The organism is Burkholderia sp. JPY481, from assembly GCF_038900515.1.
Classification (GTDB): Bacteria; Pseudomonadota; Gammaproteobacteria; order Burkholderiales; family Burkholderiaceae; genus Paraburkholderia; species Paraburkholderia youngii.
Genome location: NZ_JAYMRT010000001.1, coordinates 281,515 through 307,495, shown reverse-complemented (window position 1 = coordinate 307,495; position 25,981 = coordinate 281,515). Strand labels below are relative to the sequence as shown.

Below are 25,981 nucleotides of genomic sequence, written 5' to 3'. Positions count from 1 at the left end.
TCGCGGGATGGCGTGCGGCCTCGGCGGGGCCACTATAATGTCGCCAATTCCGACAAGAGGTGCTTCATGATCATCAAACCGCGTGTGCGTGGCTTCATCTGTGTATCGACCCATCCGACCGGCTGCGAAGCCAACGTCAAGGAACAGATCGAGTATGTGAAGGCACGCGGCCCCATCGCCAACGGCCCGAAGAAGGTGCTCGTGATCGGCGCGTCGACCGGCTACGGCCTCGCCGCGCGCATCAGCGCCGCGTTCGGCTCGGGCGCGTCGACCCTCGGCGTGTTCTTCGAGCGCGCGGGCAGCGAAACCAAGGCGGGCACGGCCGGCTGGTACAACACGGCGGCGTTCGAGAAGTTCGCCACCGCCGAAGGCCTGTACGCGACCAGCATCAACGGCGACGCGTTCTCCGACGAAGTGAAGGCGCGCACCATCGAAGTGATCAAACGCGATCTCGGCCAGGTCGATCTGGTCGTCTACAGCCTCGCGGCGCCGAAGCGCCAGCACCCGAAAACGGGCGAAGTGTTCAGCTCGGTGCTAAAGCCGATCGGCAAGGCAGTCAATCTGCGCGGCATCGATACCGACAAGGAAGTGATCAGGGAAACCGTGCTCGAACCGGCGACGCCGGAAGAAATCGCGCACACGGTCGCGGTGATGGGCGGCGAGGACTGGCAGATGTGGATGGACGCGCTGGGCGAAGCCGGTGTGCTCGCCGACGGCGCGAAGACCACCGCATTCACCTACCTCGGCGAGAAGATCACGCACGACATCTACTGGAACGGCTCGATCGGCGCGGCCAAGAAGGATCTCGACCAGAAGGTGCTCGGCATCCGCGCAAAGCTCGCGGCCAAAGGCGGCGATGCGCATGTCGCGGTGCTGAAGGCGGTCGTCACGCAGGCAAGCTCGGCGATTCCGATGATGCCGCTGTATCTGTCGCTGCTCTTCAAGGTGATGAAGGAAAAAGGCACGCACGAAGGCTGCATCGAACAGGTGTACGGCCTGTACAAGGACAGTCTCTATGGCAGCCAGCCGCATCTGGACGACGAGGGCCGTCTGCGCGCCGACTACAAGGAACTCGATCCGCAGGTGCAAGGCCGCGTGCAGGAGCTTTGGAACCAGGTGACCAACGACAACATCTACGAACTCACTGACTTCGCCGGCTACAAGACCGATTTCCTGCGTCTGTTCGGCTTTGAAATGAAGGGCGTCGACTACGAGGCGGACGTCAATCCGGACGTGCAGATTCCGAATCTCGTGCAGGTTTGATTCCCCGAGGGGCGGGCCCGCATCGCGAGTTCGCCCCTGCTGTTGCCCCCGCTCGACTGCCTCCCCTTACTCCCTCCCCTCACCCCTTCCGCACACACGTCAGCACGGATACGCGCCCTGCAATGAGCGCAGAATCGCGAGCCCGATCGGAAAATCGTCGGAAATGCCCGGGTGGTTCGCGAAGAACGCATCGAGCAGCGGATAAACCGTCTGGTTGCCGATCGCGAGCGTTTCTGGCGGACAGAACAGCTGCCGCTGTTTGCGCGAGACCAGATCGCCGTTCGCCCAGCCGAACGCGTTGATCGTGCCGGTAATGTACGCCGCATAGATCGAGTTGTTGTCGGCGTGCGCCCATTTCCTGTATTGGGCGGCGGTCATTTCGGCGCTCGCGTTCAGAGTGAAGCACGCCGTCAGCACAGCCAGCGCGAATTTTGTTACCCGCATCGTTGGACCTTCAATGTCGCTAAATGGGCGCCATTGTAGGCGACGCGGGCTGCACGCGCAGCAGCCGTCAGGTGCTTCAATTCGAAAGCGATGCGTAAGCATTGAGGGTGGGATCTGCCAGCATCCGCGGGTCTGCCGACGCTCGCACGAATCGATGATTACGGCGTGCCGTTACGGCAATAGCTGCGATACCCGTCGCGCTCGGCGAGGCGCGCCATATAAGCGGCTACCGCCGGCAAATCGTCGTGCTGCTGCGGCGTTTCGAGCCAGCGGTTCGCGGACAGCGCGGTCGGAATATCGGCGAGCGAGAACGCGTCGCCCGCGATATAAGCGCCGGTGCGCGCGAGTTGCTGCTCGACGATCGCCATATGCCTGGACCAGTTCGCGCACGACGCGGCGATCTGCCGCGGGTCCTGATGCTCGGGCGAGTGCCGCACGAGTGCGAGAAACGCGTAACTCCACGAGCGGTTCAATTCGCTCGCCTGCCAGTCGATCCATTGATCGCAGCGCGCGCGCTCGACCGGATCGGCCGGATACAGCGCGTCACCGCGATATCGGTTCGCGAGGTAACGGATGATCGAGTTCGACTCCCACAGCACGAAGTCGCCGTCGCGAATCACGGGAACCATCGCATTCGGATTCAGCGCGCGGAATTCGGCGACATCGGTCGAGCGAAAGCCCGAGCCCCAGTCTTCCTGTTCGAACGCGAGCCCCAGTTCCGCGCAGGTCCACAGCACCTTGCGCACGTTGATCGAGGTGGTCTTGCCGAGTATCTGCAGCATCAGTTGTTGTATCTCGCGTCGGTAGAACGGTTGAAGGAATCAAACTCAGCCGCCAGAGAGTTTGCCTTGCGCGCGGCGCAGCGTCATCCGCTTTTCAGCGTCGCCTGTTCGCGGATCATGTCGTACAGCGCCTGTGCGGCCGGCGACAACTGCGCGGTCTTGCGCGCGACCAGCACCAGCGTGCGCGACACGGTCGGCTGCGTGAGCTCGACCGTTCGCACGCTCGGATACGCGCCCTTCTGCAGCGCGAGCGCGGGCACCACGGCCGCGCCGACACGCTGCGCGACGAGCCCGACCGCGGTCGAACTGCGCTGCACTTCGTAGAACGACCGCAGCGCGAGCTCGCTCGATGCCAACGCGACGTCGAGCAGCGCTCGGTTGCCGCTGACCTCGCCGGCGAAAATCAGCGGGAACGCCTGCAACTGCCGCCACGCGATGCGCCGCCGCTTCGCGAGCGGATGGTCTTCGTGGCAGATCAGCACATAGCGGTCTTCGGTGAGCGGCACGGCAGCGAGATCCGGATGATGCTCGCGCGCGATATTGATGCCGAACTCGACCTCCCTGCGCAACACTGCCTCTTCCACCGCCGACGACGCGTGATCGAGAATCTTGATGCGATTGTGCGGATAGCGCGCCGAATACGCCTGCAGGATGCGCGGCAGATATTGCACGCCGACGGTCGGCACACACGCGATCGACACGTCGCCGCGTCGCGCGATCCCCGTTTCGCGGATTTCGACGAGCGCGTCGGCCAGCTCGCCGAGCAGCCGGCGCGCCTGCGGCAGAAAATTGAGGCCGATTTCGGTGAGCGCCATCGAACGCGTGGTGCGCTCGATCAGCGTCACGCCGAGATAGGTTTCGAGCTTGCGCAGCCGCTGCGTGATCGCGGTTTGCGTCACGTGCAGCGAATCCGCCGCGCTCTGGAAGCTGCCGCGATCGGCAATCGCGACGAATGCCTGTACGCCGAGCGTGTCGATTTTCATTAGAAAAATGAAGTAATTGGAATCATAAATTCATTTTACTCGGGGCTGATCGCGGCCGAGAATGGCCGCAACGAACCCCACGAAGGAGCCAAAGATGACCGGCAAAACGACCAACGAGCACAGCGATTGGCACGCGAAGCAGTACACGCTGTTCGAGAACGAGCGCACGCGGCCGGTGCGCGATCTGCTCGCGGCGGTGCCGTTGGAAGGTGCGCGGCTCGCGGTCGATATCGGCTGCGGCCCGGGCAACTCGACCGAGATGCTGGCCGAGCGGGTGCCGGGCGCGTCGGTCAGCGGCATCGACAGCTCGGCCGACATGATCGCGGCGGCCCGTCGGCGGCTGCCGCAATTGCGCTTCGACATCGGCGACGTGTCGGCGTGGGACGCCCGTGGCCCCTTCGACGTGATCCTCGCGAACGCGGTGCTGCAATGGGTGCCCGACCACGAGCGGCTGTTCCCCGCGCTGGTGGCAAAACTGGCCACGGGCGGCAGCCTCGCCGTGCAGATGCCCGCCAATCTCGACGAACCGGCGCACCGGCTGTTGCGCGAAATCGCCGCCGACGGACCTTGGGCGTCCAGGCTGATGGGCGTCGAGCGCACCGTGCGCCACGACGCGAGCTGGTACTACGCGCTGCTCAGGCCGCTGTGCGCGCGCGTCGACGTGTGGAGCACGATCTATCACCACCCGCTCGCGGGCGCCGACGCAGTGGTCGAATGGTTCAAGGGCAGCGCGCTGCGGCCGTTTCTCGCCGCGCTCGACGACGCCGAACGCAGCGCGTTTCTTCAACGTTATCGCGACGAAATCGCCAAAGCCTACCCGGCGCTCGCCGATGGCACGGTGCTGCTGCCGTTTCCGCGGCTTTTCATCGTCGCGACGCGCGGCCAACGCTGAGTCCGCGCCCGGAAACCGCGCAAGCCGCTGAGCGCCGTGCGGCGGGGGGGCCGGCGAATGCTGCGGGCTCGACCGGGCGTCCCGCGCACGTCGCGGATGCCTCGCCCGAAAGCTCGCCTGTTGCGGTGCCGCACGCTAGGGTTGGTCAGGAATTGCCGCCCGGGAATTCCGCATGCTAATGTGTATAAAAAGCGGAGGACGGCGCCCGCCGGCCTCACCGGGAAGCCATTTACTGCAGCGAGCGTCGCCATGAGTGATGTACGCCAACATCTGAGTCCCCGTGACCGCCTTGAGCTGTTGTGCTGGCTCACATGCGGAAGCCTCGGCGCTTATTATCTGAACGAAGACTGGCCCGACGCGGCGTTTCACGTGCAGTCCGCGCACAAGTGGCTCGACCGCCGCGCGCGCGAAGCCGACTGGCTGTGCATCGCGAAGCTGTCGGCCACCGCGGTCGAAATCGCGCGGCGCCACGCGCGCTTCGTGGATACCGATTGGGCGCGCGACGCGGTCGAGGAAATTCTCGATACCGACGAACTCGATCCGCAAGCCCGGCTCGTCCGGCAGGTGATCGCCGACTGTCAGAGCGCGCTAGCCGACAAGCGGATCGCCGATTAGCCGCGGGCTGGCTTTTCTTCCTTTTTTGCGGTGTTTTGGGGGCCAATTTTTGGCCCCTTTTGCGTTGTTCCGCTCTAGCCCGCACGCTGCGCTGCTTGGAATCGGTAAAAAATGCGTTACGCGCCGTCGCGCGTCATCTTTGTTCGTTCGCGCAAGCGCCGCGACCGCCCCGCCCTTTATTCCTCCACCACCGTCTTCAACTTCAGCAGCGCCCGATCCCACTGCAGCGAAATCGCGTCGAGCGCACGGCGCGCCGCGTCGAGATGCGCGGGCTCGAATGCCCACAGGCGCTCGCGTCCGACCTTCACATCGTGTACGAGCCCCGCGTCGGCCAGCACCTGCAGATGCTGCGTGACCGACTGCCGCGTGATGTCGGTGCCGGCCGTCAGTTGCGCGATCGACATCGCGCTGCCCGCGCACAACGCCGCGACGAGACGCAGGCGCGTCTCGTCACCGAGCGCCGCGAACACCGCCGCCGAATTGCGCAGCGTCGTCGCCTTGAGGCCCGCCTTCGCGGAGCCCGCCTTAACCCGCGCCGACATATCGTTCGATATTGAGCATCTGCTGTCCCCAGCCGCCGTCGTTCAGCCGGAACGCTTCCGCGCTGCGCCCGACCGGCAACTGGTCGAAGCCCGATTCGACGACGCGCAGCAGCGTGCCGGACTCGACTTCGCTCAAATCGAATTCAACGAGCGTGGTCGGCTCCGGCGTGTAGTCGATCGTGATGTCGATCGCGGCCGGATGCCAGCGCCACGACAGATGATGCTCGGGCTCGACACGCTCGACCAGCACGTCCATCACCAGGTGCTCGTAGCCCGGATAGGTGATGTGCCCCTGCGTGGATTGCCCGGCGACGAACTGCTTGCCGGCAAGGTTCACACCGAACCACTTGCCGAACTCCTCGGCGTTGGCCAGCGCGCGCCAGACGCGCGAGCGCGGCGCCTTCAACAGAATCTGCTTTTCGATGCGATCGGTCGATGAATTCATATGCAGCCTCCAGGCTGCATATTAGAAACACCGCCGCCGATATGCAAGCATTCGACTGCGCTTTTTTCAGCGCATGATGCGCGCGGCGCCGGCTCGACCGAGCGCCGCGCTCCGTGCCTCACTCAGTCGCATGCGCATGCATGACGCCGGCCTGCATCGACCACGCCATCCACGGCCGGCGCAGCGCGACGATCGCAAGGAACGCGCACGCCGACAGCGTGCCGAACGTCGCGAAGCCCATCTGATAGCTACCGGTGCTCTCCTTCGCGATGCCCATCACGACCGGCAGATAGAAGCCGCCGATGCCGCCCGCCGCGCCGACGATGCCCGACATCAGGCCAGTGCGGCCGGCCCAGCGATGCGGCACGAGCTGGAACGTCGCGCCATTGCCGAGTCCGAACGCGACGTACATGCACAGCAGCAACGCGATGCCGCCCGCGAACGACGGCATCGCCGTCGCGAACAGGAAGTCACAAATCGCGATGATCGCGAGCAGCACGGTCAGCGCGCGCACGCCCGACACGCGGTCCGCAATCAGACCGCCGAGCGGACGCACCATCGCGCCGGTCGCGGCGAGCAGCGCCATGAACAGACCCGCGTCGATCTTCGACAGTTGATACAGGTTGGTCAGCAGCAGCGACACATACGAGGACATGCCGACGAAACCGCCGAACGTGATGCTATAGACGAGCATGATGACCCACGTATCGCGCTCGGCGAGCACCGAGCGGTAGCGTTGCGGCAGCACCGCGATCGCGAGCAGCGCGCCGACCACCGGCAACAGCAGCACGCCGGTCTTGCCCGCGCCGAACAGCCCCGCTTCGACGAGCAGCACGAGCACGATCAGGCCGGCGAGCGTCGTCGCGAAGCTGCCGAAAGCGCGCAGCACGCTGCCGGTTTTAACGCCTGCGTCGTTGGCCCAGAAGTACAGCGTGATCGCGGCGATCGCGAGCAGCGGCAAGGCGCCGCCCGCGGCGAGCTGCCAACCGTAACGCGTTGCGAGTTGAGGGAACAGGAAGCCGTCGAGCACCGCGCCGATGTTGCCGGCCGCGGCGAGCCCCAATACGAGGCCCTGCACCTTCGGCGGATAGTTGCTGCCGGCCATCGGCAGTGCGACCGCGAAGCTGGCGCCGCCGACGCCGAGGAACACGCCGAGCACCAGCAGCGTTTCATACGACGGCACCGATTGCAGCAACGGCAGCACGATCGTCGGAACCGCCGAGAGCAACACTCCCATCAACGCAATGCGTTTGCCATGCGCGGACTGATACAGATTGCCGAGCGTCACGCGCAGAATCGCCGCGGATAATACCGGCACCGCAACCAGCAGACCCTGTTGCGCGGGCGTCATCGCAATGCTCTTGCTGATGAACGGCGCGAGCGGCCCATACAGCACCCAGACGGTGAAGCCCGTGTCGAAATACAGAAAGCAGGCGACCAGTGCGCGCCAATCGCCGCTTCGCAGGGAGTGCATCACGTTTTTCATCAGAGATCCTCGGTAAATAAAATGCCTGGTAGTCCGGTTGATACGTTACTTGTGTTTTGCACCGGCATCTCGCCCGGAGTTTTAACCGGGACTCGGTATGCAAGCGTCATGCCATCATGCTGCGTGTTTTGAGGCCTTTTTTAAGGCCTTTTTCGAAATGCGTCGGTGGCTCAATACACGTCGCGTGCATAGCGTTTTTCGCGCGTCAGACGACTCACGTATTCGAGTGCTTTCTCTTCGCTCATGCCGCCGTGCGTCGTGATGATGTCCTTCAGCGCCGCATCGACATCGCGTGCCATCCGGTTCGCGTCGCCGCATACATAGAAATGCGCACCGTCTTCGAGCCATGCCCACAGTTGCGCACCGTGTTCGCGCATGCGGTCCTGCACATAGATCTTGTCGGCCTGGTCGCGCGAGAACGCGACGTCGAGTCGGGTCAGCAGACCGCTCGCGCGCATCGCTTCGAGCTCGTCGCGATAGTAGAAGTCGGTCGCGGCATGTTGTTCGCCGAAGAACAGCCAGTTGCGCCCGCGCTCGCCGCGTGCCTGCCGTTCATGCAGAAAGCCGCGAAACGGTGCGATGCCGGTGCCGGGACCGACCATGATCATCGGCGTGTCCGGGTGATGAGGAGGACGAAAGTGCGCGGACTTTTGCACGAACACGGGGACGTCGGTGTCGCTTGCGCGATCCGCGAGAAAGGTCGACGACACACCCTTGCGGTGCCGCCGCCCGTTGCTGTAACGCACCGCCGAAACCGTCAGATGCACCTCGCCCGGATGCGCCTTCGGGCTCGATGCGATCGAATACAGGCGCGGCTGCAGGCGCTTCAGCATGCCGGTGAGTTCGGCGGCCGAGAGGTTCACCGGAAACTCGTGCAATACGTCGGCGAGCTGCTGTCCCCACAGCCATTGCTTCAGATCCGCCTTGCGTTCGGGCGCGAGCAGATCGCCCAGCGCGCCGTTGCGGCTGCGCGCGGCGACGAACGCAAGTGCCTCGGCGCTCGGCCGCGCGATTTCGTAGTGCTTGGTGAGCGCATCGGCGAGCCGCATGTCGCCGATACCCGTGACGTGCACCGATGCCTCCGCGTGCAGACCGCTCAGCGTGATCAGTTCGTCGACGAGTTCGGGGCAGTTGCTCGGCCACACGCCGAGCGCATCACCTGCTTCGTATTCGAGGTTCGTCTCGCCCGTTTGCAGCGACACGTAGCGCGTATCCTTCACGGCGCCCTGCCGGTTCAGTCGCAAATTGCCGACGATGCGCGACGCGGCTGGCCGCGCCTTGGTCGGCACCGCGCCGACCACCGCGTTGATCATGCCGCCCGGCGGCACCGCGTGCAGTGCGGCATCCGCCTGCTTGATACAGACGATCACGCGTTCGAGCCAGGCATCTGCGCTCGACTGATAGTCGATGTCGCAATCAACGCGCTCGGTGAGACGCAGCGCGCCCTGCGCGGCGAGCCGCTCGTCGAGCCGACGGCCGTGACCGCAAAACTGATCGTAGTTGCGATCGCCGAGTGCGAGCACCGCGAAACGCACGCCATCGAGGCGCGGCGCTGTGGCGGCGTTCAGATGCGTCCAGAAGTCCTGCGCGTTGTCGGGCGCATCGCCGTCGCCGAACGTGCTGGTCATCAGCAACACGTACTGCGCCTTCGCGAGCGCCGCGAACGGATAGTCGGCCATGCACGCAGTGCGGATTTCGAAGCCCGATTCCATCAGACGCGTCGCGTAACGCTCGGTCAGCGATTCGGTGTTACCGGTTTGCGAGGCCCACAACAGCGTGACCTTAGGCCGGGTGCGCACGATCCGCACGCCCGATTCGCGCGCCTCTTCCTGCGCGGCATGCGGCGGCAATGCGGTGGCTGAAGCCCGGGCCGGCGTCGCGCTGCGGCTATACAGTCCCGCAAGCAGACCATCGACATAGAGCCGCTTCACCGCATCGAACGGTGCGCTGTGCGGCAGCACCGGCACGTTGTCGAGGCCTTGCGCTTCGGACGAACGCAGGCCGCTCACGAAACCCGCCAGATACGCGCGCTCCGGATCGCTGAGCGCGGGCATCGATACGGGCTCGGGCGGCAAGTGCAGCAAAGTCGTGAGGGCTTCGATACGAGGCATGGGTTGATCCTTGGCGCTGGGCGCTAAAACCGCTGCGTCGGTGGGGGTAGAGAGCGCGTCGTCGTTGCGTGTGTCCGCGACGCGATCGGCCGTCACCGGACTCAGCGCGACCGCGCAGACTTTCAGTTCGGGCTGCAATGAAACCGGATCGACCGCGTCGTTGGTCACCGCGTTGATGCAAAGTTCGTCGCCGAACACGTCGTTCCAGTGCATCGGCGCGAAGCACTGACCCGCGCTCACCCGATCGGTGACGACGGCGGGCAGCACTGCGCGGCCGCGCCGTGAACGGATCTCGACCGCGTCTTTCGCGCGAATGCCGAGTTCGGCCGCATCGTGCGGATGAATCTCGACGAAGGGTCCCGGGTTCAGCTTGTTCAGCATCGCGACCTTGCCGGTCTTGGTCATCGTGTGCCATTGATGCTGCACGCGGCCCGTGTTCAACACGATCGGAAACTCGCGATCGGGCAACTCGGCCGCGGGCGCATACGCGCGTGCGAAAAACTTCGCCCTGCCGCTCGCGGTCGGAAAAGCAATGCGCGGGCGGCTGCCATCTTCGGACTCTCTGAGCGTCTGGCTCACGCCGTCATTCAGATAGCGAAGCGGATTGCGCTCGCACGAATCCGCCGACGCGATCGGCCACTGCAGCGGCGCGCCCTTCAAGCGGCGATGACTCGCGCCGCGCAGGTCGTAGCCGGTCGCCGGGTTCGCCGCGCGCGTGAGTTCGGCGAACACTTCGCCCGCGCTCGCATAGCTGAATGCATCGGCAAAGCCCATTTCACACGCGATGCGCGCGATGATCTGCCAGTCGGGCAATGCCGCGCCGGGCGGTTCGATGGCCTGCTGCATCAGCGTCAGATTGCGCTCCGAGTTGACCATCACGCCTTCGGCTTCGGCCCACAAAGCGCCTGGCAGCAGCACGTCGGCGTAGCGATTCGTTTCGGTGTCGAGGAACGCGTCCTGCGCGATCACGAGATCGGCCGCGCGCAAACCGGCGATCGCGGTCTGCCGGTTCGCGACGGTCGCGGCCGGATTCGTGCAGATGATCCAGCACGCCTTGATGTCGCCCGCGGCCATGCGCGCGAACAGGTCGATCGTGCCGTTGCCCGCGTCCGCTTTCAGCGTGCCCGGTGCGATGCCCCACAGCGCTTCGATGAACGCGCGATCTTCGGCGACCAGCGCCGAACGCTGACCCGGCAAACCGGGGCCCATGTAGCCCATTTCGCGGCCGCCCATCGCGTTCGGCTGGCCCGTCAGCGAGAACGGGCCACTGCCGCGCCGGCAGATACGGCCCGTCGCCAGATGCAGATTGCACAGCGCATTGGTGTGCCACGTGCCGTGCGTGCTCTGGTTCAGGCCCATCGTCCAGCAGCTCATCCAGTCTTTGGCCGACGCGATCATCTGTGCGGCGCGACGGATGTCGTCGACGGCGAGGCCCGTGATGCGTGCAACGTTCTCCGGCGTGTACCCGGCGAGAAACGCGGGCATCGCGTCCCAGCCCTCGGTGTGCTCGGCGATAAAAGCCGCATCGGTTGCGCCGTTTTCGTGCAGCAGATGCAGCAGACCGTTCAGCAACGCGAGGTCGGTGCCGGGTTTGATCTGCAGGAACAGATCGGCTTTCTCGGCGGTCGTGTTGCGGCGCGGATCGACGACGATCAGCTTCGCGCCCGCCTTCACGCGATCCATCATGCGCAGGAACAGGATCGGATGACAGTCGGCCATATTCGCGCCGCTGACGAAAAACAGATCCGCGTGATCGAAGTCTTCGTACGAGCCGGGCGGCCCGTCCGCGCCGAGCGACAGCTTGTAGCCGCTCGCCGCGCTCGCCATGCACAGGCGCGAATTCGCTTCGATATTGTTCGTGCCGATAAAGCCCTTCGCGAGCTTGTTGACCAGATACTGCGCTTCGAGCGACATCTGCCCCGACACGTAAAACGACACCGCATCGGGACCATGCTCGTCGATCACACGCCGCAGACGCGCCGCGGTGTCGCTCAACGCCTGCGCCATCGGCAGCGGCGCCGGGTCTTCGTCGCGCGCATGACGCACGAACGCGCCTTCGAGGCGCCCCGACTTGCGCAGCGCGACGTGAGCCGACTGCCCTTTGGTGCAGAGCCGGCCAAAGTTGGCCGGATGCTCCTTGTCGCCAGCGATCTTCACGACCTGGCCGTCCTCGACGTGCAGCACCATGCCGCAACCGACGCCGCAATAAGGACACACGCTCTTTACGCTGGTATCAGACATGCGCGAATGATCCGGTTAGAACTCTGAACGATGAAGCGAGGCCGTTACGTCAAACCGCGACCCACACCTGGCCGTTTTCGACGCGCGTGGCAAACGCGCTGACCGAATACGACGGCGTTTCGAGGCATTCGCCAGTGCGCAGATCGAAGTGATGCTTGTAGATCGGCGAGGCGACCACGATGCGCTCGCCGAGACTGCCGACGAGTCCGCGCGACAGCACCGCCGCGTGCGAACCCGGATCGAAGTTTTCGATCGCGTAGACCGTGGGCGCGGCGGGCGACTCCACTTGACCGCCTTCGACGTGAAACACGGCCACCTGCTCGCCGTTGACGAGCGCGCAAACGCCGGTGTTCGGCACGATGTCCTCGAGTGCGCAGATCGCGGTCCAGGCGCGGGGCAAGCATTCGTTCTTCATGACTGGGCTCCTTTGAGTTAAGCGAGAATCGGATGAGGTCAAACCGTCTCGACGACAATCGGAATCTCGATGCGCGGCGCCTGCCGCTCGGCGGGCGTGGCCGGCCGGATCTGTCCGCGCTCCTCGACGAACGCGACGTTGCTATCGGACTCGCCGCTGTTGACGAAATGACGGAAGCGCTTGCGTGTTTCGGGATCGGTGACGGCCTTCTTCCATTCGCACTCGTACGTGTCGACCACGTGCTGCATCTCCGCTTCGAGTTCGGTTGCCACGCCAAGGCGATCGTTGACAATCACATCGATCAGATAGTCGAGGCCGCCTTCGAGGTTGTCGCGCCACACGCTGGTGCGTTGCAGCCGGTCGGCGGTGCGCACGTAGAACATCAGGAAGCGGTCGATATAGCGCACCAGCGTCGCCTTATCGAGGTCCGCGGCGAGCAGTTCCGCGTGACGCGGCTTCATGCCGCCGTTGCCGCACACGTACAGATTCCAGCCCTTCTCGGTTGCGATCACGCCGACATCCTTGCCCTGCGCTTCCGCGCATTCGCGGGTGCAGCCCGATACGCCGAACTTGATCTTGTGCGGCGTACGCAGCCCCTTGTAGCGATTCTCGAGTTCGACCGCGAGGCCGACCGAATCGCCGACGCCATAGCGGCACCACGTCGAACCGACGCACGATTTCACGGTGCGCAGCGATTTGCCATACGCGTGCCCCGACTCGAAACCGGCCGCGATCAGCTCTTCCCAGATCGACGGCAATTGCTCGACGCGCGCGCCGAACAGATCGACACGCTGACCGCCGGTGATCTTCGTGTAGAGGCCGTATTTCTTGGCGACCTGCGCGACCGCGATCAGGCCGTCGGGCGTCACTTCGCCGCCCGGCATGCGCGGCACGACCGAATAGGTGCCGTCGCGCTGGATGTTCGCGAGGTAGTAGTCGTTGGTGTCCTGCAGCGATGCGTGCTCCTTCTTCAGCACGAATTCGTTCCAGCACGACGCGAGAATGCTGGCGACCGCCGGCTTGCAGATATCGCAACCAAGCCCGCGGCCATGCTTGGCGAGCAGCGCGCCGAAACTGCGCAGCCCCTCGACGCGCACGAGGTGGTACAGCTCCTGGCGCGAATACGGGAAGTGCTCGCAGACGTGGTTGTTCACCGCGAGGCCCTGCTTCTTCATCTCGGCCTTCATCACTTGCGTGACGAGCGGCACGCAACCGCCGCACGAGGTGCCCGCGCCGGTCGCGCTCTTCAACGCGCCGATGTCGGTCGCGCCCGCGCACACGGCTGCGCAAAGCTCGCCCTTCGACACGTTGTTGCACGAGCAGATCTGCGCGGCCGCGGGCAGCGCCTCGACGCCGAGCGCCGGCTTCGCGCTGCCGTCCGCTTGCGGCAGGATCAGGAATTCGGGCGACGCGGGCAACTCGATACGGTTCAGCATCATCTGCAGCAACGTGCCGTATTCGCTCGCGTCGCCGACCATCACGCCGCCAAGCAGATACTTGCCGCAATCGGACACGACGAGCTTCTTGTAGATCTGCTTGCGCTCGTCGCTGAACTGGTAGGTGCGGCTGCCCGGCGTATTGCCGTGCGCGTCGCCGATGCTGGCCACATCGACGCCCATCAGCTTCAGCTTGGTGCTCATGTCGGCACCGGCGAATTCGGCCGAGTCGCCCAGCAACTGCTTCGCGACCACGCGCGCCATCTCGTAGCCGGGCGCGACGAGCCCGAACAGCTGACCGCCCCACAGCGCGCATTCGCCGATCGCGTAGATGTGCGGATCGCTGGTGCGGCACGCGTCGTCGATGACGATGCCGCCGCGCGCGCCGAGTTCGAGGCCGCATGCCCGGGCCAGATCGTCGCGTGGACGGATGCCCGCGGAGAACACGATCATGTCGGTGTCGAGATGGCTGCCGTCGGCGAACTGCATGCGGTGCGTGCCCGCTTCGCCGTCGACGATCGCCGTCGTGTTCTTGTGCGTGTGCACCGTGACGCCGAGTTCTTCGATCCGGCCGCGCAGCACGCGGCCGCCGCCGTCGTCGACCTGCACCGCCATCAGGCGCGGCGCGAATTCGACCACGTGGGTTTGCAGGCCCATATCGCGCAGCGCCTTCGCGCATTCGAGACCGAGCAGGCCACCGCCGACCACCGTGCCCGTTTTCGAGCGCGCGCCGCATTCGCGCATCGCTTCGAGATCGTCGATCGTTCGATACACGAAGCAATCGCCGCGCTCACGGCCCGGCACCGGCGGCACGAACGGATAGGAGCCGGTCGCGAACACGAGGCGGTCGTACGGCAGCGTTTCGCCGCTCGCGACCGTCACCGTGCGTGCGTCGCGATCGACCGCAACGGCCCGCGCGTTCAGCTTCAGTTGCACACCGTGGCGCTCGAAAAAGCCGGGCTCGACGAGCGACAGGTCATCGGCGGTCTTGCCCGAGAAGAACTCGGACAGATGAACGCGATCGTAGGCGGGTCGCGATTCTTCGCCCAGCACCGTGATGTCGAGATCGTGCGCGTCCTGTTGCGCCAGGCATTCGACCAGTTTGTGGCCGACCATCCCGTGACCGATAACGATGATTTTCATGAGCGCGCTGTCCTTTGGTGTCTGGCGAAAGCGATTGCGGAAATAAAAACGGCGTCCCGCGAATCCAGCCGAGGGCTGAATCCGGGGGACGCCGTTGTCCTGTTGGGTGCTGCGGGGCGCTGCATTGTGCTGCAAGCGCGACGAACCCACGTTGGTCCGATGGCAACGCTTCTCGCAAAGGCTGTGCCAATTTAGATAAATGCGCCGGAAAGCACGGTGTGGCGGGGATTCGCCGCCAATCGCGCGGCTTCGGAGCGCATCCCGAGCGCGACGCGTTTTGATGCGGCAAAGCACAGGGATGGTGCGACGCAGCACTGTGGACGTGCGAAACGAAGGTGCGCGCAGGTGCGATCGTGACGCTGTTTTCCGCGTGAATCGCAGCGTGTGGCAACGGCTTGCGCGCCTCGATTCGATCGATGGCGTGGTCCTTGCGTTAGTCCTGCGCAACCTCATCGCGGCAACGTCGTCGCGAAGCGCAGATTCAACCGTCAACCGGCAATGCAATGGACAACGGCGTCCCCTCGTGATCTTCACGGGCGGACGCCGTATTCGTTTCTAGCTACAAGGAACAACATGAACACCAACACCGGCAAGGTCACGCTACTGAGCGCGGGCCCAGGCGATCTCGACTTGCTGACGCTGAAGGCCGTCAAGGCGCTCGCGGCCGCCGACGTCGTGCTGCTCGACGACCTCGCGAATCCCGACATCGTGACGCTCGCACCGCAGGCGCGCGTAATTCGCGTCGGCAAACGCGGCGGCTGCCGCTCGACGCCGCAGGCGTTCATCGAGCGCCTGATGCGGCGTTATGCGCTGAAGGGTCTGCACGTGGTGCGCGTCAAAGGCGGCGAAGCGCTGCTGTTCGGCCGCGCGGGCGAGGAACTCGCCGTGCTGCGCGACGCGGGCCTTGCGGTCGACATCGTCAACGGCATCTCGTCGGGCTTCGCGGCCGCGGCGGGACTCGGCATGTCGCTCACGCATCGGCGGCACTGCCACGGCGTGAGCTTCGTCACCGCGCACACCGAAGACCACGGCGAGCCGGACTGGGCCGCGCTCGCCGCGACGCGCACGACGCTGGCGATCTATATGGGCATGCGGCGCGTCGACGGCATCGCCGCTGCCTTGCTCGCGCACCTGCCGGCGGGCACGCCGGCCGCGGTCGTGCAGTGGGCCGGCGGCCGCGACGAGCGGCGCCTGTTGACGCGGCTCGATCGGCTCGCCGCCGATGCGCTCGGCGCGGGCTTCGGCAGTCCGGCGGTGATTCTGGTGGGCGATGCGGTTGGCGAGAGCGCCGAAGCGCCTTGCTGGGAACGCGAAGGTCGTGGCGAAGAAGGTGGAGAAACGCTGCGCGCGGCGGCGATTGCGCGGGCGGCCTGAGATCCGATCGGAGCGGGCCTCGCCCGCCTTTCATCCAGTCAATCGCCGAACCCGAGCTCCGCGTCGACCTGCTGCCCGACCCGCAGCCGGGCCCCCGCCCCGCTCGCGACCAGCGCGTTGTTGCCGAACGTGACCGCACCGTCGAAACGTTCGCTGACGCGATAACCGAGCATCGTGTCGGTCGGCTCGTTCGGCCAGTCCGGATCGGGCGCGCCGCGCGCCTGATCGATGGTCGGCATCGGACAGCGCGAGCACAGCTTGACGAGACGCAACTCGACGCGCGCGCTCGAATCCGCATCCGTGTCGACGGCGAGCGTCTCGACATAGTCCTCTTCGTAGGCATCGAGGCCCGTGAGCACGATGTTGGGCCGGAAGCGATCGATTCTGATCGACGGCGCGCCTTTGCGGTTCAGGCGCGCGTTCAGATCGTCGAGCGAGGCCTGGCCGACCACCAGCAGCGGAAAGCCATCGGCAAAAAAGGTCGTCGCACCGCCGGTGCTGTCCGTGTAGTCCGGATCGACGATGCGCTCGCGCTCCGGATCGAAGCGCAGCAAGCGCGCGGGCAGACCGAGGAACTCCGTGAACCACGCCGCCGTGGCTTCGCCGGTGTCGAGCCCGTAGGCCGCGTCGCGCCACACCGCGGTATCGATCCTGGCCGCGCCGGCGAGGCGCGCGGCATCGAGCGGCGTGCGCAGCTCACGCATGCCCGGCGCGTTGACGATCAGATCGTCGGCGCCGAGTTCGACCTTGATCAGGGACATGCGCGGGTACGCGCGCTGCGTGAACATCGCGCCTTCGGGATCGACGATCATCCAGTTGCGGTCGTATTCGAGGCCGGTCGCCAGCAGGCGCGCCTGATCGAGCGGGATGCCCGCGCAGGATTTGATCGGATAGACGAACAGCTCGCTGATGGTTGGCATGATCGGAGATCTCGTGGGAAGCGCGGTTTTCAGGTGGAGACGCGATTGTAAAGCGCTGCGCGTGTTTCAGTGATGGCGACCAGGGAAGCTGCCGTTCCGCGCTGAGGCGCCGGGAAGTAGAATCTTCGGATCAGACAGGCGCCGGCGCGGGGCATGCGGCATGCGGCGGAGCTGCGAAAGCGCGCGCAGGCGCCGTATCGACCCGTTACCGAAAGAAGCTACAAAAGCCACCTTCCCTCACCGAGACAGGACATTCATTATGCTGACCAAACCCGTGTTGACCGTCGCCGAGACGACTCGCATTGTCGATGCCGCGCGCGCGGAAGCCGAGAAGAACAGGTGGCCGGTCGCAATCGTCGTCGCCGACGACGGCGGCCATCCGCTCGCGGTGCTGCGTCTGGACGGCGCGGCGCCGGCCACCTCGTATATCGCGACCGAGAAAGCGCGCACCGCGGCGCTTGGCCGCCGCGAAACCAAGGTCTATGAAGACATGATCAACAACGGCCGCACCGCATTCCTCAGCGCACCGTTGCAGGGCACGCTCGAGGGCGGCGTGCCGGTGATCGTCGACGGCCATGTGGTCGGCGCGGTTGGCGTGTCGGGCGTCAAGTCGGAGCAGGATGCGCAGATCGCGAAGGCCGGCATTCAGGCGCTCGGCGTTTAAAGCGCCGGGCGTCACAGCAATCCCGTGGCACAACGCGGACCGATGCCCCCTCATCGGTCCCATAACAGATGGAGCAGTCGATGACTCAGATGAACCCGCGCGGCGGACTGCAGGTCGCCGCCAACCTCGACCAGTTCGTTGAAACCGAAGCCCTGCCCGGCACCGGAATCGACAGCGCCGCCTTCTGGTCGGGTTTCGATGCCCTCGTGCACGAGCTGGCGCCAAAGAATCGGGCGTTGCTCGCCGAACGCGACCGCCTGCAAACCGAACTCGACAACTGGCATCGGACCCATCCCGGCCCGGTGCGGGATCTGCGCGCGTATCGTGCGTTTCTCGAAGGCATCGGCTACATCGTGCCCGTGCCCGCCGGCGTCCAGGCCACGACCGACCACGTGGACAGCGAAATCTCGGAGCAGGCCGGCCCGCAGCTGGTCGTGCCGCTGTCGAACCAGCGGTATGCGCTGAACGCCGCGAACGCGCGCTGGGGCAGCCTGTACGACGCGCTGTACGGCACCGACGCGATCCCTGAAACGGATGGCGCGGAAAAGCAGAAGGGCTACAACCCGGTGCGCGGCGCCGCGGTGATCGCGTATGCGCGCAGGTTCCTCGATCAGGCCGCGCCGCTCGCGAACGGTTCGCACGCGGATGCGACGCGCTATAGCGTCGAGAACGGCCAGCTGGTCGTCGCGCTGAAGAGCGGCACTACCGCACTGAAGACACCCGCGCAACTGGTCGGCTATCAGGGCGATGCGAGCGCGCCGTCGGCGGTGCTGCTCAAGCACAACGGCCTGCACCTCGAAATCCAGATCGATGCGAACGATCCGGTCGGCAAGACCGACGCGGCGCATGTGAAGGACGTCGTCGTCGAAGCGGCGGTCACGACGATCATCGATTGCGAAGACTCGGTCGCGGCCGTCGACGCCGACGACAAGGTGCAGCTCTATCGCAACTGGCTCGGCCTGATGAACGGCGACCTGACCGAACAGGTCACGAAGAATGGCAAGACCTTCACGCGCCGGCTCAACGCGGATCGCGAGTACACCAGCGCGGACGGCAAGTCGCAGGTCAAGCTGCATGGCCGCTCGCTGCTGTTCATCCGCAACGTCGGCCATCTGATGACGAACCCGGCCGTGTTGACCAAAGACGGCCACGAGATTCCGGAAGGCATTCTCGACGCGGTGATCACGACGCTGTGCGCACTGCGCGACCGCCAGAACAAGCTGAACTCGCGCACCGGCTCGATCTATATCGTGAAGCCGAAGATGCACGGCCCGGCCGAAGTCGCGTTCGCGAGCGAGCTGTTCGCGCGCGTCGAAGACCTGCTGAAGCTGCCGCGCAACACGATCAAGATGGGCATCATGGACGAGGAGCGCCGCACCAGCGTGAACCTGCTCGCCTGTATCGCCGAAGCGTCGGCGCGCGTCGCGTTCATCAACACGGGCTTCCTCGATCGCACCGGCGACGAGATGCACTCGGCGATGGAAGCGGGCCCGATGATGCGCAAGGGCGACATGAAGTCGAGCAAGTGGATCGCGTCGTACGAGCGCAGCAACGTGCTGGTCGGTTTGAGCGGGGGCCTGCGCGGCCGCTCGCAGATCGGCAAGGGCATGTGGGCGATGCCCGACCTGATGCACGCGATGCTCGAGCAGAAGATCGGCCATCCGAAGGCTGGCGCGAACACCGCGTGGGTGCCCTCGCCGACCGCCGCGACGCTGCACGCGCTGCACTATCACCAGGTCGACGTGCAGGCGGTCCAGCAGGAACTCGAACGCACCGACTACGCGAAGGTTTACGACGAACTGCTCGATGGCCTGCTGACGATTCCGGTCGTCGAAAAGGCGCAATGGAGCGACGACGAAATCCGCGCCGAAGTCGACAACAACACGCAGGGCATTCTCGGCTACGTGGTGCGCTGGATCGATCAGGGCGTCGGCTGCTCGAAGGTGCCGGATATTCACAACGTCGGCCTGATGGAAGACCGCGCGACGCTGCGTATTTCGAGCCAGCACATCGCCAACTGGCTGTATCACGGCGTGATCAAACGCGAGCTCGTCGAGGAGACGTTCAAGCGCATGGCCAAGGTCGTGGATGCGCAAAACGCCGGTGATCCGCTCTATCAGCCGATGGCGCCGGGTTTCGACACGATTGCGTTCAAGGCCGCGCAAGCGCTCGTATTCGAAGGGCGCCAGCAGCCGAGCGGTTATACCGAGCCGTTGCTGCACAAGTTCCGGCTCGAGGTGAAGCAACAGGGGTGAGACCGTCCTGCTGAAGCGACAACGGGCGCCGCGCAATGCGGCGCCCGTTTTTTATTTCAGGGCCTCGTCAGTTCACGCGGCTTCGGCCGTCAATTGCCCCGCCTCGCCGGTTGGCGCTTCGTTCTGCATATACGCCTGCAGATACGCCTCGAATTCAGCCTTCACCTCCGGATGGCGCAGCGCGAATTCGACGGTCGCCTTCAGATAGCCGAGCTTGCTGCCGCAATCGAAGCGCGTGCCGAAGTAGCGGTACGCGAGCACCTGCTCTTCGGTCAGCAGCGACTGCACCGCGTCGGTCAGTTGCAGCTCCCCGCCCGCGCCCGGCTGCAGCGCGCGGATATGCTTGAAGATCGTCGGCATCAGCACGTAGCGCCCGACCACGCCGAGATTCGACGGCGCCTGGTCCGGCGCCGGCTTCTCGACGATGCCCGACAGCTTGATCACGTTGTCTTCCCACTCGCGGCCGTCGACGACGCCATACGAACGGCTGTCCTCGCGCGCGATCGTTTCGACGCCGATCACCGAGCTGTGGTAGTGGTTGAAGGTATCGACGAGCTGGCTCATCACGGGCTTCGTGCTATGCAGCAGGTCGTCGGCGAGTATCACCGCGAACGGGCTGTCGCCCACCAGCTTCTCGGCGCACAGCACCGCATGGCCGAGACCGAGCGCTTCGGCCTGGCGCACGTAAAAGCAGTCGACGTTGGCCGGTTTGATGCTGCGCACCAGATCGAGCAGCTTCTGCTTGTTGCGCGCTTCGAGCTCGGACTCGATCTCATAGGATTTGTCGAAGTGATCTTCGATCGCGCGCTTGCTGCGGCCCGTCACGAAGATCATCTCGGTGATGCCGGCGGCGATCGCTTCTTCGACCGCGTACTGGATCAGCGGCTTGTCGACGATCGGCAGCATTTCCTTCGGACTTGCTTTGGTAGCCGGCAGGAATCGTGTCCCGAGGCCCGCTACGGGAAACACGGCTTTGGTGACTTTCAGCATGGTAGGCATTCCCACATCGGTTAGAAGTTGGTGTGTTCGCGGACCTGGCGGCCAATCGATGCCGGCGCAAGACTAGCAGAAAAATCTGCGAGGTTCACGTAAGCTGGCTTTCTCCGATTTAATTCGGATAATTCACGCATTGTTCGCAATGCGATATTGCGAAAAATTGAGTAAATTGTTACGCATATATTGTCAGGCGGCGAGTGACAAAATCCGAAAGTCTTACCTTTCGGACGGCCCCTGGCGTGACCCGTCTGGCGATCTGGTGACCGGCTTCGGCAGCACCTCAGTCCTGTTCGTCGACCGGCGGCAGCTTGCCGGGGTCCATCCGGTAACGACGGATCGGCTCGTTGCGCAACGCATCGCGGTAGGCGGAGGCGGCCACCAGGATCAGCAGGACGGCCACGCCGGCCAGTAAATGCAGGTTCATGAGTTCACCTCGGCTCAGAAAATCCTTGATCTAAATTAGCACGACAAAAGCGATAAATAATTCGATGATCCAGACGGCGATGCGTAATTACAATTCGTCACAAAATCGATGCCGAATTCAATCCGAAACGCAATTTTTTAATCATTTTGTGGGATTGTGATGCTCTAGCATGGGTGCGTCGCGAGGTGCGCAAGGACGCCCGCTCGAAGGTGTATGTCGCGTCGATTTTTCTCTTTTCCGCTTCAGATAAGGACCGCGTATGAGCGACCCAGCACTGGATGCCGCCGGCTCCTCCCTGCCCCTCTCCCCGCTGCCGCGCCCGGAAAAAAACCCGGCCGCGGCGCACGCGCGCAGCGACGCGCGTATCGATAGCGCCAGCAAGGAGCATGTGATCGACGCGATGCGGGGCTTCGCCGCGCTGCTGGTCGCCTATTTTCATTGCCGCCAGATCGTGTGGGTCGGCATGCAGGCGTTTCATCAGAGCGTCGGTCATTCGGTTAGTCCGAGCAGTCTCGCTGCGTATCTGACGTTTCCGATCGCATGGGGCTCGGCCGGCGTGCCGATGTTCTTCGTGATCAGCGGCTACTGCATCCATCGCGGCGGCGCGCTGCGGCTCGCGGGCAATCCCGCTTATCGGCTCGAGGCGGGCAACTTCTGGCTGCGGCGCTTCGCGCGCATCTATCCGGTGCTGCTTGCGGCGCTGGTACTGACTTTCGCGCTCGATTCGCTGAGCCTGCAATTGCCGCCCGTCAGTCACAAGATTCGCGAGATCGGCTGGCAGGCGTTTCTGGTCAATCTGCTTTCGCTGCAGGGTGTGGCGGGCAAGACGTATGGTTCTAACGGCGCGCTGTGGACGCTGTCGCTCGAAGTGCAGTTCTATGCGATCTATCCGCTGCTATTCGCGCTGCGGCGGCGCATCGGCATGAACGCCGTGCTCGCGCTCGTCGCGGTGATCAACGTTGCATCCGCGTATGGGCTGGAGCGACATGATCTGCAGTTCTTCACGTCGTACTGGTTCTCGTGGATGCTCGGTGCATGGATCGCCGATGTCAGGGCGCGCAACGCGCGGGAGGCGCGCGCGCCTGCATTGCTGTACGTGCTCGTGGCGGTATTGATCGCGGCAGGCTGCGTCGCGTTTCATTTCGGCCAGTATGGTGCGTTCCAGATCTGGGCGCTGGGCTTCGCGTGCTATCTGTACAAGGCGCTCGATGTGCCCAATGACCCGCAACACGAAGGAAGTGGCGTGCTTGCACTGCTTCGCGCTGGGTCGCGCGCGCTGTCGCGCTTGCTGTCCCGCGTGGGTGACTTCAGCTTCTCGCTGTATCTGATTCATCTGCCGATCTTCGTGCTGCTGTCGTCGTGGTTGTTCCGCTCGTCGCTGCAGATGTCGATCTGGCCGTCGTTTGGTTACATGCTGGTCGTCGTGCCGGCCGCCTATGTCTTCTATCGGCTGGTCGAAATGCCCGCGATGAAGTGGTCGGCGAGTCTCAAGGCGTAAGTGCACCCTGCGCTGTGTCAGCCCCGTAACGGCCAAGTGCCGCGACGGGGGCTTAGGCGTGCATCCCGAAGTTTCGATTGCGACCGCCGCGAACAGGCGCCCGCCCTGCGCGGGGTGGGTGATTGACGCGCACAAAGACGCCACAAAAATCATCCATCGCCCATTCCAAATCCCCGTATCCGCCTGCTAGCGTGGCAGCCCCAATCGCTACAGAGGAATTCAGGATGTCGTATCAACAGGATTCGGGCGCCGTGCGCGTGGTACTCAGTGCTCCTCAACTGGCCGCGGTGCTCTCCCGCCAGTCGATCAACCGCACCGAGATGCTTTCCAACCGCCTATGGGGCGGTTTGCAGGTCGTGGGCGGGGTGCTGGAAATGGTCGGAGCGGCGGCTCTGTGCGTACTTCCAGAACCGACGATGGCAAGCAAGGCCGGATGTGTTGTGTTCGGCGTGCATGGTTCAGATACGGTGTCGGCAGGTGTACGCCAAGTCTGGACAGGCCGGGATACGGCCACGCTGATCCAGCAAGGTACGACGAAACTGGCCGAGGCGATGAAGGCCAGTCCGGACATGGCGAATAATATCGGCCTGTCAGTCGATATGATCGTGCCGTTCGGTTTCGCTGGCTCGATCAAGGCTGCACGCGTGGCCAGCGTCACGATGGGCCGGATCAATCTGCAAATGCATGAGGCCAGGGCCGTTAATCCAGGGCTTGGCGGGCATACAATTCTGAAGCACGTCGAGAAGGATGAGGCATGGCTACGGGAGCGCCTGAAACGCGACTTGCACATCGCCGCGGCATCATCATTTACAGATATCAGGCAAGCAGAATGGGCAATTACGGCAGCGATGCGCGCCAATGCCACCAAAATAAAGACGTGGACAACAGCACCGCGTAACGATTTAACACTATTCGAAGACGTTGGAAGAAACGTTGGAAATCTAGTGATCAGAAAATCAGGAGAATATAGACCCGCGAGCCGGGTCAAAGTGATCCTCCGCTATCAGACATACAATGGTATGCCTTATTATGTCCTGACAGCGATGCTTGTCGCGTAACATTTCACAACACAGTCATGAACTACGGGACGTATCACAATCTCGAACAGTTGATCATGGGGCGATTCCATGAGGACTATTCGATCTATGGAAATTCGATACCGGAACTCGTTCTCTCCTATAAAGCGGGGATGACCGAGGACGAAAGAGTCGCGATGCTGGAAGAGATAGTCCGATTCGAGGAGGTCAACTCAAACTGTCTGGATTTGGCGTTTGATGATCTCTTTGGAAGTCATTGCGACCCGCGTCTTTGGGGGCACACTACGGCCTCGTTCCTTGACGAGTTGAAACGTCTTCTGAGCGAGTAATCCACTGATCGCCACGCGAGGGTTGTTAGATGCCATGTGCGCGGCGCGCAAAAAAACGGAGCGAGGGTCCTTCGACTTTCGCCCCGTTACGCCAAGCAAGGTCTGGCCAAGCCCATGTCTAACCTCGCGTAAAAGATAGCGCTCTACTGCCCCGCCACACTCGTCAGAATCCCCCAACCCCATCAACATAACTGCGCGTGCCGAAACGCTCGTGCGCGGTCCGACAGTCGTTCTCGACCAACTTGTCACGCAAGTCGCCGTTCGAGCGCAATTCGGCGAGCGCATGCGCATCGCCCGGCGTCCCGTTCTCGAAGTCGTCGATGATTTCGGGAACGCCGCCCGCGAAAAGGCGCCCGCCCCGGCGCGGTTGGATTCGCGCGCACAAATAGCCATCAAAATCATCCGTCGCCCATTCCAAATCCCCGTATCCGCCTGCTAGCGTGGCAACCCCAATCGCTACAGAGGAATTCAGGATGTCGTATCAACAGGATTCGGGCGCCGTGCGCGTGGTACTCAGTGCTCCTCAACTGGCCGCGGTGCTCTCCCGCCAGTCGATAAACCGCACCGAGATGCTTTCCAACCGCCTATGGGGCGGCTTGCAGGTCGTGGGCGGGGTGCTGGAAATGGTTGGAGCGGCGGCTCTGTGTGTACTTCCGGAACCGACGATGGCAAGCAAGGCCGGATGTGTTGTGTTCGGAGCACACGGCTCAGATACGGTGTCGGCAGGTGTACGCCAAGTCTGGACAGGCCGGGATACGGCCACGCTGATCCAGCAAGGTACGACGAAACTGGCCGAGGCGATGAAGGCCAGTCCAGACATCGCGAATAATATCGGCCTGTCAGTCGATATGATCGTGCCGTTTGGTTTCGCTGGCTCGATCAAGGCTGCGCGCGTGGCCAGCGTCACGATGGGCCGGATCAATCTGCAAATGCATGAGGCCAGGGCCGTTAATCCAGGGCTTGGCGGGCATACAATTCTGAAGCACGTCGAGAAGGATGAGGCATGGCTACGGGAGCGCCTTAGACGGGAACCCCAAAAGACGGTTGTTTCATCGTTTCACAGTCTACGGGTGGCGGAATTGGCGATATCTGATGTAATGAATTCAAATATCTTGAGAATTCAGAGTTGGGCTAAATCTCCGAAAAACCGCATCCCTCTTACATTGGTCAAGAAGATTCCGGGCGATATCGGATATGGGATAACGAGAAAAACCAACGAACTGACCAGGATGAACGAAGTTACGGTAATTCTGAGGTTTCAAGAGTATAACAATATGCCGTATTACATATTAACCGCGCACGTCGGCTAAAGGATGGACAATGTTATCTGACCGCTACCCCAGAATGTACGAGCTTTTCGGTGCGTATTTCAATGAGGATTTTGATTTGTGGGGAAACACAATCCCTGAAATTGTCTCATGCTATAAAGATGATAGTCCTCCGGAGTATCGAAAAGAAATAATAGGTGAAATAAATTCGTTCTTGAATGACCATCCGTCCGATCTGGATTCTGCGTTCGAAAGAGATTACGGCTCAGGATTTGATCCCAATCTGTGGGGCCACACTACAGCCTCATTCCTTGACGAATTGAAGCGCCTTCTAAACGAGTAATCTACTGGCCGCCGCGACAGGGCGGTTCGACGCTACCCTGCGCATGCACGCGCGGTGATGTTCGCGAAAAAGCTG

The 25,981-nt window shown here is 63.5% G+C and carries 23 protein-coding genes and 1 pseudogene; 11 read left to right on the top strand and 13 right to left on the bottom strand.

Annotation, left to right across the window (positions count from 1 at the left end; all coding sequences use genetic code 11):
* Positions 1-66 precede the first annotated feature (66 nt).
* On the top strand, positions 67-1,263 hold the full coding sequence (fabV, locus tag VSR82_RS01440) for an enoyl-ACP reductase FabV (RefSeq protein WP_429459239.1): 1,197 nt from the start codon (positions 67-69) through the stop codon (positions 1,261-1,263).
* 99 nt (positions 1,264-1,362) lie between these two features.
* Here the strand turns inward: fabV and VSR82_RS01435 are convergent, their stop codons facing one another.
* The 3 genes from VSR82_RS01435 to VSR82_RS01425 all read right to left on the bottom strand — a co-directional run bounded on the left by VSR82_RS01435 (position 1,363) and on the right by VSR82_RS01425 (position 3,472).
* A complete protein-coding gene (locus VSR82_RS01435) occupies positions 1,363-1,707 on the bottom strand; it encodes a hypothetical protein (protein WP_429459241.1) in 345 nt (114 codons plus the stop codon).
* 158 nt (positions 1,708-1,865) lie between these two features.
* Entirely contained in the window at positions 1,866-2,489 is a 624-nt protein-coding gene (locus tag VSR82_RS01430) for a glutathione S-transferase family protein (protein ID WP_429459243.1), read from the bottom strand.
* 83 nt (positions 2,490-2,572) lie between these two features.
* The gene (locus VSR82_RS01425) at positions 2,573-3,472 is read right to left on the bottom strand and encodes a LysR family transcriptional regulator (RefSeq protein ID WP_429459245.1); all 900 of its coding nucleotides are present in this window, start codon (positions 3,470-3,472) and stop codon (positions 2,573-2,575) included.
* A gap of 94 nt (positions 3,473-3,566) precedes the next feature.
* Here VSR82_RS01425 and tam point away from each other — a divergent pair, with 94 nt between their 5' ends.
* Together tam and VSR82_RS01415 are read left to right on the top strand one after the other, a co-directional pair.
* Complete coding sequence (tam, locus tag VSR82_RS01420; RefSeq protein WP_429459247.1) at positions 3,567-4,364, top strand: trans-aconitate 2-methyltransferase; 798 nt, start codon at positions 3,567-3,569, stop codon at positions 4,362-4,364.
* A 249-nt stretch (positions 4,365-4,613) separates the two neighbouring features.
* Complete coding sequence (locus tag VSR82_RS01415; RefSeq protein ID WP_013089482.1) at positions 4,614-4,979, top strand: hypothetical protein; 366 nt, start codon at positions 4,614-4,616, stop codon at positions 4,977-4,979.
* Positions 4,980-5,155: 176 nt separating this feature from the next.
* On the opposite strand, the gene VSR82_RS01410 is transcribed toward VSR82_RS01415, so the two are convergent.
* The 6 genes from VSR82_RS01410 to nirB form a co-directional block, all read right to left on the bottom strand.
* Complete coding sequence (locus VSR82_RS01410; protein WP_429459249.1) at positions 5,156-5,521, bottom strand: ArsR/SmtB family transcription factor; 366 nt, start codon at positions 5,519-5,521, stop codon at positions 5,156-5,158.
* The gene (locus VSR82_RS01405) at positions 5,505-5,966 is read right to left on the bottom strand and encodes an SRPBCC family protein (protein WP_429459251.1); all 462 of its coding nucleotides are present in this window, start codon (positions 5,964-5,966) and stop codon (positions 5,505-5,507) included. The genes VSR82_RS01410 and VSR82_RS01405 overlap by 17 nt, the downstream gene beginning before the upstream one ends.
* A 118-nt stretch (positions 5,967-6,084) precedes the next feature.
* On the bottom strand, positions 6,085-7,452 hold the full coding sequence (locus VSR82_RS01400) for an MFS transporter (protein WP_368586247.1): 1,368 nt from the start codon (positions 7,450-7,452) through the stop codon (positions 6,085-6,087).
* A gap of 170 nt (positions 7,453-7,622) precedes the next feature.
* A complete protein-coding gene (locus VSR82_RS01395; RefSeq protein WP_429459252.1) occupies positions 7,623-11,804 on the bottom strand; it encodes a bifunctional nitrate reductase/sulfite reductase flavoprotein subunit alpha in 4,182 nt (1,393 codons plus the stop codon).
* Positions 11,805-11,853: 49 nt separating this feature from the next.
* Entirely contained in the window at positions 11,854-12,219 is a 366-nt protein-coding gene (gene nirD / locus VSR82_RS01390) for a nitrite reductase small subunit NirD (RefSeq protein WP_429459254.1), read from the bottom strand.
* 38 nt (positions 12,220-12,257) lie between these two features.
* Entirely contained in the window at positions 12,258-14,798 is a 2,541-nt protein-coding gene (gene nirB / locus VSR82_RS01385) for a nitrite reductase large subunit NirB (RefSeq protein WP_410849097.1), read from the bottom strand.
* 573 nt (positions 14,799-15,371) lie between these two features.
* On the opposite strand from nirB, the gene cobA reads away from it, so the two are divergent.
* Positions 15,372-16,172 carry a uroporphyrinogen-III C-methyltransferase gene (gene cobA / locus VSR82_RS01380; protein WP_429459257.1) on the top strand — a complete coding sequence of 267 codons (801 nt, stop codon included), beginning with the start codon at positions 15,372-15,374 and terminating at the stop codon, positions 16,170-16,172.
* A 38-nt stretch (positions 16,173-16,210) separates the two neighbouring features.
* On the opposite strand, the gene VSR82_RS01375 is transcribed toward cobA, so the two are convergent.
* Entirely contained in the window at positions 16,211-17,092 is an 882-nt protein-coding gene (locus tag VSR82_RS01375; RefSeq protein WP_368586252.1) for an MOSC domain-containing protein, read from the bottom strand.
* A 259-nt stretch (positions 17,093-17,351) separates the two neighbouring features.
* On the opposite strand from VSR82_RS01375, the gene VSR82_RS01370 reads away from it, so the two are divergent.
* Both VSR82_RS01370 and VSR82_RS01365 read left to right on the top strand, forming a co-directional pair.
* Positions 17,352-17,756, top strand: a complete 405-nt coding sequence (locus VSR82_RS01370) for a heme-binding protein (protein ID WP_368586253.1) — start codon at positions 17,352-17,354, stop codon at positions 17,754-17,756.
* Positions 17,757-17,836: 80 nt separating this feature from the next.
* A complete protein-coding gene (locus tag VSR82_RS01365; RefSeq protein WP_410849100.1) occupies positions 17,837-20,011 on the top strand; it encodes a malate synthase G in 2,175 nt (724 codons plus the stop codon).
* Positions 20,012-20,083: 72 nt separating this feature from the next.
* Here the strand turns inward: VSR82_RS01365 and galU are convergent, their stop codons facing one another.
* Together galU and VSR82_RS01355 are read right to left on the bottom strand one after the other, a co-directional pair.
* Positions 20,084-21,001 (bottom strand): UTP--glucose-1-phosphate uridylyltransferase GalU, encoded by a 918-nt coding sequence (gene galU / locus VSR82_RS01360; protein ID WP_368586255.1) that lies wholly within the window; start codon positions 20,999-21,001, stop codon positions 20,084-20,086.
* A gap of 286 nt (positions 21,002-21,287) precedes the next feature.
* Positions 21,288-21,431 carry a hypothetical protein gene (locus tag VSR82_RS01355; protein WP_368586256.1) on the bottom strand — a complete coding sequence of 48 codons (144 nt, stop codon included), beginning with the start codon at positions 21,429-21,431 and terminating at the stop codon, positions 21,288-21,290.
* Between the two features lie 259 nt (positions 21,432-21,690).
* Between VSR82_RS01355 and VSR82_RS01350 the strand changes: the two genes are divergently transcribed.
* The 3 genes from VSR82_RS01350 to VSR82_RS01340 all read left to right on the top strand — a co-directional run bounded on the left by VSR82_RS01350 (position 21,691) and on the right by VSR82_RS01340 (position 24,295).
* Positions 21,691-22,929: an acyltransferase family protein gene (locus VSR82_RS01350; protein WP_429459264.1), complete on the top strand. Its 1,239-nt coding sequence runs from the start codon at positions 21,691-21,693 to the stop codon at positions 22,927-22,929.
* A gap of 224 nt (positions 22,930-23,153) precedes the next feature.
* Entirely contained in the window at positions 23,154-23,987 is an 834-nt protein-coding gene (locus VSR82_RS01345) for an RNase A-like domain-containing protein (RefSeq protein ID WP_429459266.1), read from the top strand.
* A gap of 17 nt (positions 23,988-24,004) precedes the next feature.
* Entirely contained in the window at positions 24,005-24,295 is a 291-nt protein-coding gene (locus tag VSR82_RS01340; protein WP_498857451.1) for a contact-dependent growth inhibition system immunity protein, read from the top strand.
* 143 nt (positions 24,296-24,438) lie between these two features.
* Here VSR82_RS01340 and VSR82_RS01335 read toward each other — a convergent pair.
* Positions 24,439-24,638: pseudogene (locus VSR82_RS01335) on the bottom strand (hypothetical protein); the annotation flags it as partial.
* A 130-nt stretch (positions 24,639-24,768) separates the two neighbouring features.
* Here VSR82_RS01335 and VSR82_RS01330 point away from each other — a divergent pair.
* Entirely contained in the window at positions 24,769-25,605 is an 837-nt protein-coding gene (locus VSR82_RS01330; protein ID WP_429459270.1) for an RNase A-like domain-containing protein, read from the top strand.
* 10 nt (positions 25,606-25,615) lie between these two features.
* On the top strand, positions 25,616-25,906 hold the full coding sequence (locus VSR82_RS01325; RefSeq protein WP_498857450.1) for a contact-dependent growth inhibition system immunity protein: 291 nt from the start codon (positions 25,616-25,618) through the stop codon (positions 25,904-25,906).
* Positions 25,907-25,981: the final 75 nt, after the last annotated feature.

Bases quoted from the DNA above. Each gene is read 5' to 3' on its own strand.
- fabV (WP_429459239.1), top strand. From the start codon at position 67: ATGATCATCAAACCGCGTGTGCGTGGCTTCATCTGTGTATCGACCCAT.
- VSR82_RS01435 (WP_429459241.1), bottom strand. From the start codon at position 1,707: ATGCGGGTAACAAAATTCGCGCTGGCTGTGCTGACGGCGTGCTTCACT.
- VSR82_RS01430 (WP_429459243.1), bottom strand. From the start codon at position 2,489: ATGCTGCAGATACTCGGCAAGACCACCTCGATCAACGTGCGCAAGGTG.
- VSR82_RS01425 (WP_429459245.1), bottom strand. From the start codon at position 3,472: ATGAAAATCGACACGCTCGGCGTACAGGCATTCGTCGCGATTGCCGAT.
- tam (WP_429459247.1), top strand. From the start codon at position 3,567: ATGACCGGCAAAACGACCAACGAGCACAGCGATTGGCACGCGAAGCAG.
- VSR82_RS01415 (WP_013089482.1), top strand. From the start codon at position 4,614: ATGAGTGATGTACGCCAACATCTGAGTCCCCGTGACCGCCTTGAGCTG.
- VSR82_RS01410 (WP_429459249.1), bottom strand. From the start codon at position 5,521: ATGTCGGCGCGGGTTAAGGCGGGCTCCGCGAAGGCGGGCCTCAAGGCG.
- VSR82_RS01405 (WP_429459251.1), bottom strand. From the start codon at position 5,966: ATGAATTCATCGACCGATCGCATCGAAAAGCAGATTCTGTTGAAGGCG.
- VSR82_RS01400 (WP_368586247.1), bottom strand. From the start codon at position 7,452: ATGAAAAACGTGATGCACTCCCTGCGAAGCGGCGATTGGCGCGCACTG.
- VSR82_RS01395 (WP_429459252.1), bottom strand. From the start codon at position 11,804: ATGTCTGATACCAGCGTAAAGAGCGTGTGTCCTTATTGCGGCGTCGGT.
- nirD (WP_429459254.1), bottom strand. From the start codon at position 12,219: ATGAAGAACGAATGCTTGCCCCGCGCCTGGACCGCGATCTGCGCACTC.
- nirB (WP_410849097.1), bottom strand. From the start codon at position 14,798: ATGAAAATCATCGTTATCGGTCACGGGATGGTCGGCCACAAACTGGTC.
- cobA (WP_429459257.1), top strand. From the start codon at position 15,372: ATGAACACCAACACCGGCAAGGTCACGCTACTGAGCGCGGGCCCAGGC.
- VSR82_RS01375 (WP_368586252.1), bottom strand. From the start codon at position 17,092: ATGCCAACCATCAGCGAGCTGTTCGTCTATCCGATCAAATCCTGCGCG.
- VSR82_RS01370 (WP_368586253.1), top strand. From the start codon at position 17,352: ATGCTGACCAAACCCGTGTTGACCGTCGCCGAGACGACTCGCATTGTC.
- VSR82_RS01365 (WP_410849100.1), top strand. From the start codon at position 17,837: ATGACTCAGATGAACCCGCGCGGCGGACTGCAGGTCGCCGCCAACCTC.
- galU (WP_368586255.1), bottom strand. From the start codon at position 21,001: ATGCTGAAAGTCACCAAAGCCGTGTTTCCCGTAGCGGGCCTCGGGACA.
- VSR82_RS01355 (WP_368586256.1), bottom strand. From the start codon at position 21,431: ATGAACCTGCATTTACTGGCCGGCGTGGCCGTCCTGCTGATCCTGGTG.
- VSR82_RS01350 (WP_429459264.1), top strand. From the start codon at position 21,691: ATGAGCGACCCAGCACTGGATGCCGCCGGCTCCTCCCTGCCCCTCTCC.
- VSR82_RS01345 (WP_429459266.1), top strand. From the start codon at position 23,154: ATGTCGTATCAACAGGATTCGGGCGCCGTGCGCGTGGTACTCAGTGCT.
- VSR82_RS01340 (WP_498857451.1), top strand. From the start codon at position 24,005: ATGAACTACGGGACGTATCACAATCTCGAACAGTTGATCATGGGGCGA.
- VSR82_RS01330 (WP_429459270.1), top strand. From the start codon at position 24,769: ATGTCGTATCAACAGGATTCGGGCGCCGTGCGCGTGGTACTCAGTGCT.
- VSR82_RS01325 (WP_498857450.1), top strand. From the start codon at position 25,616: ATGTTATCTGACCGCTACCCCAGAATGTACGAGCTTTTCGGTGCGTAT.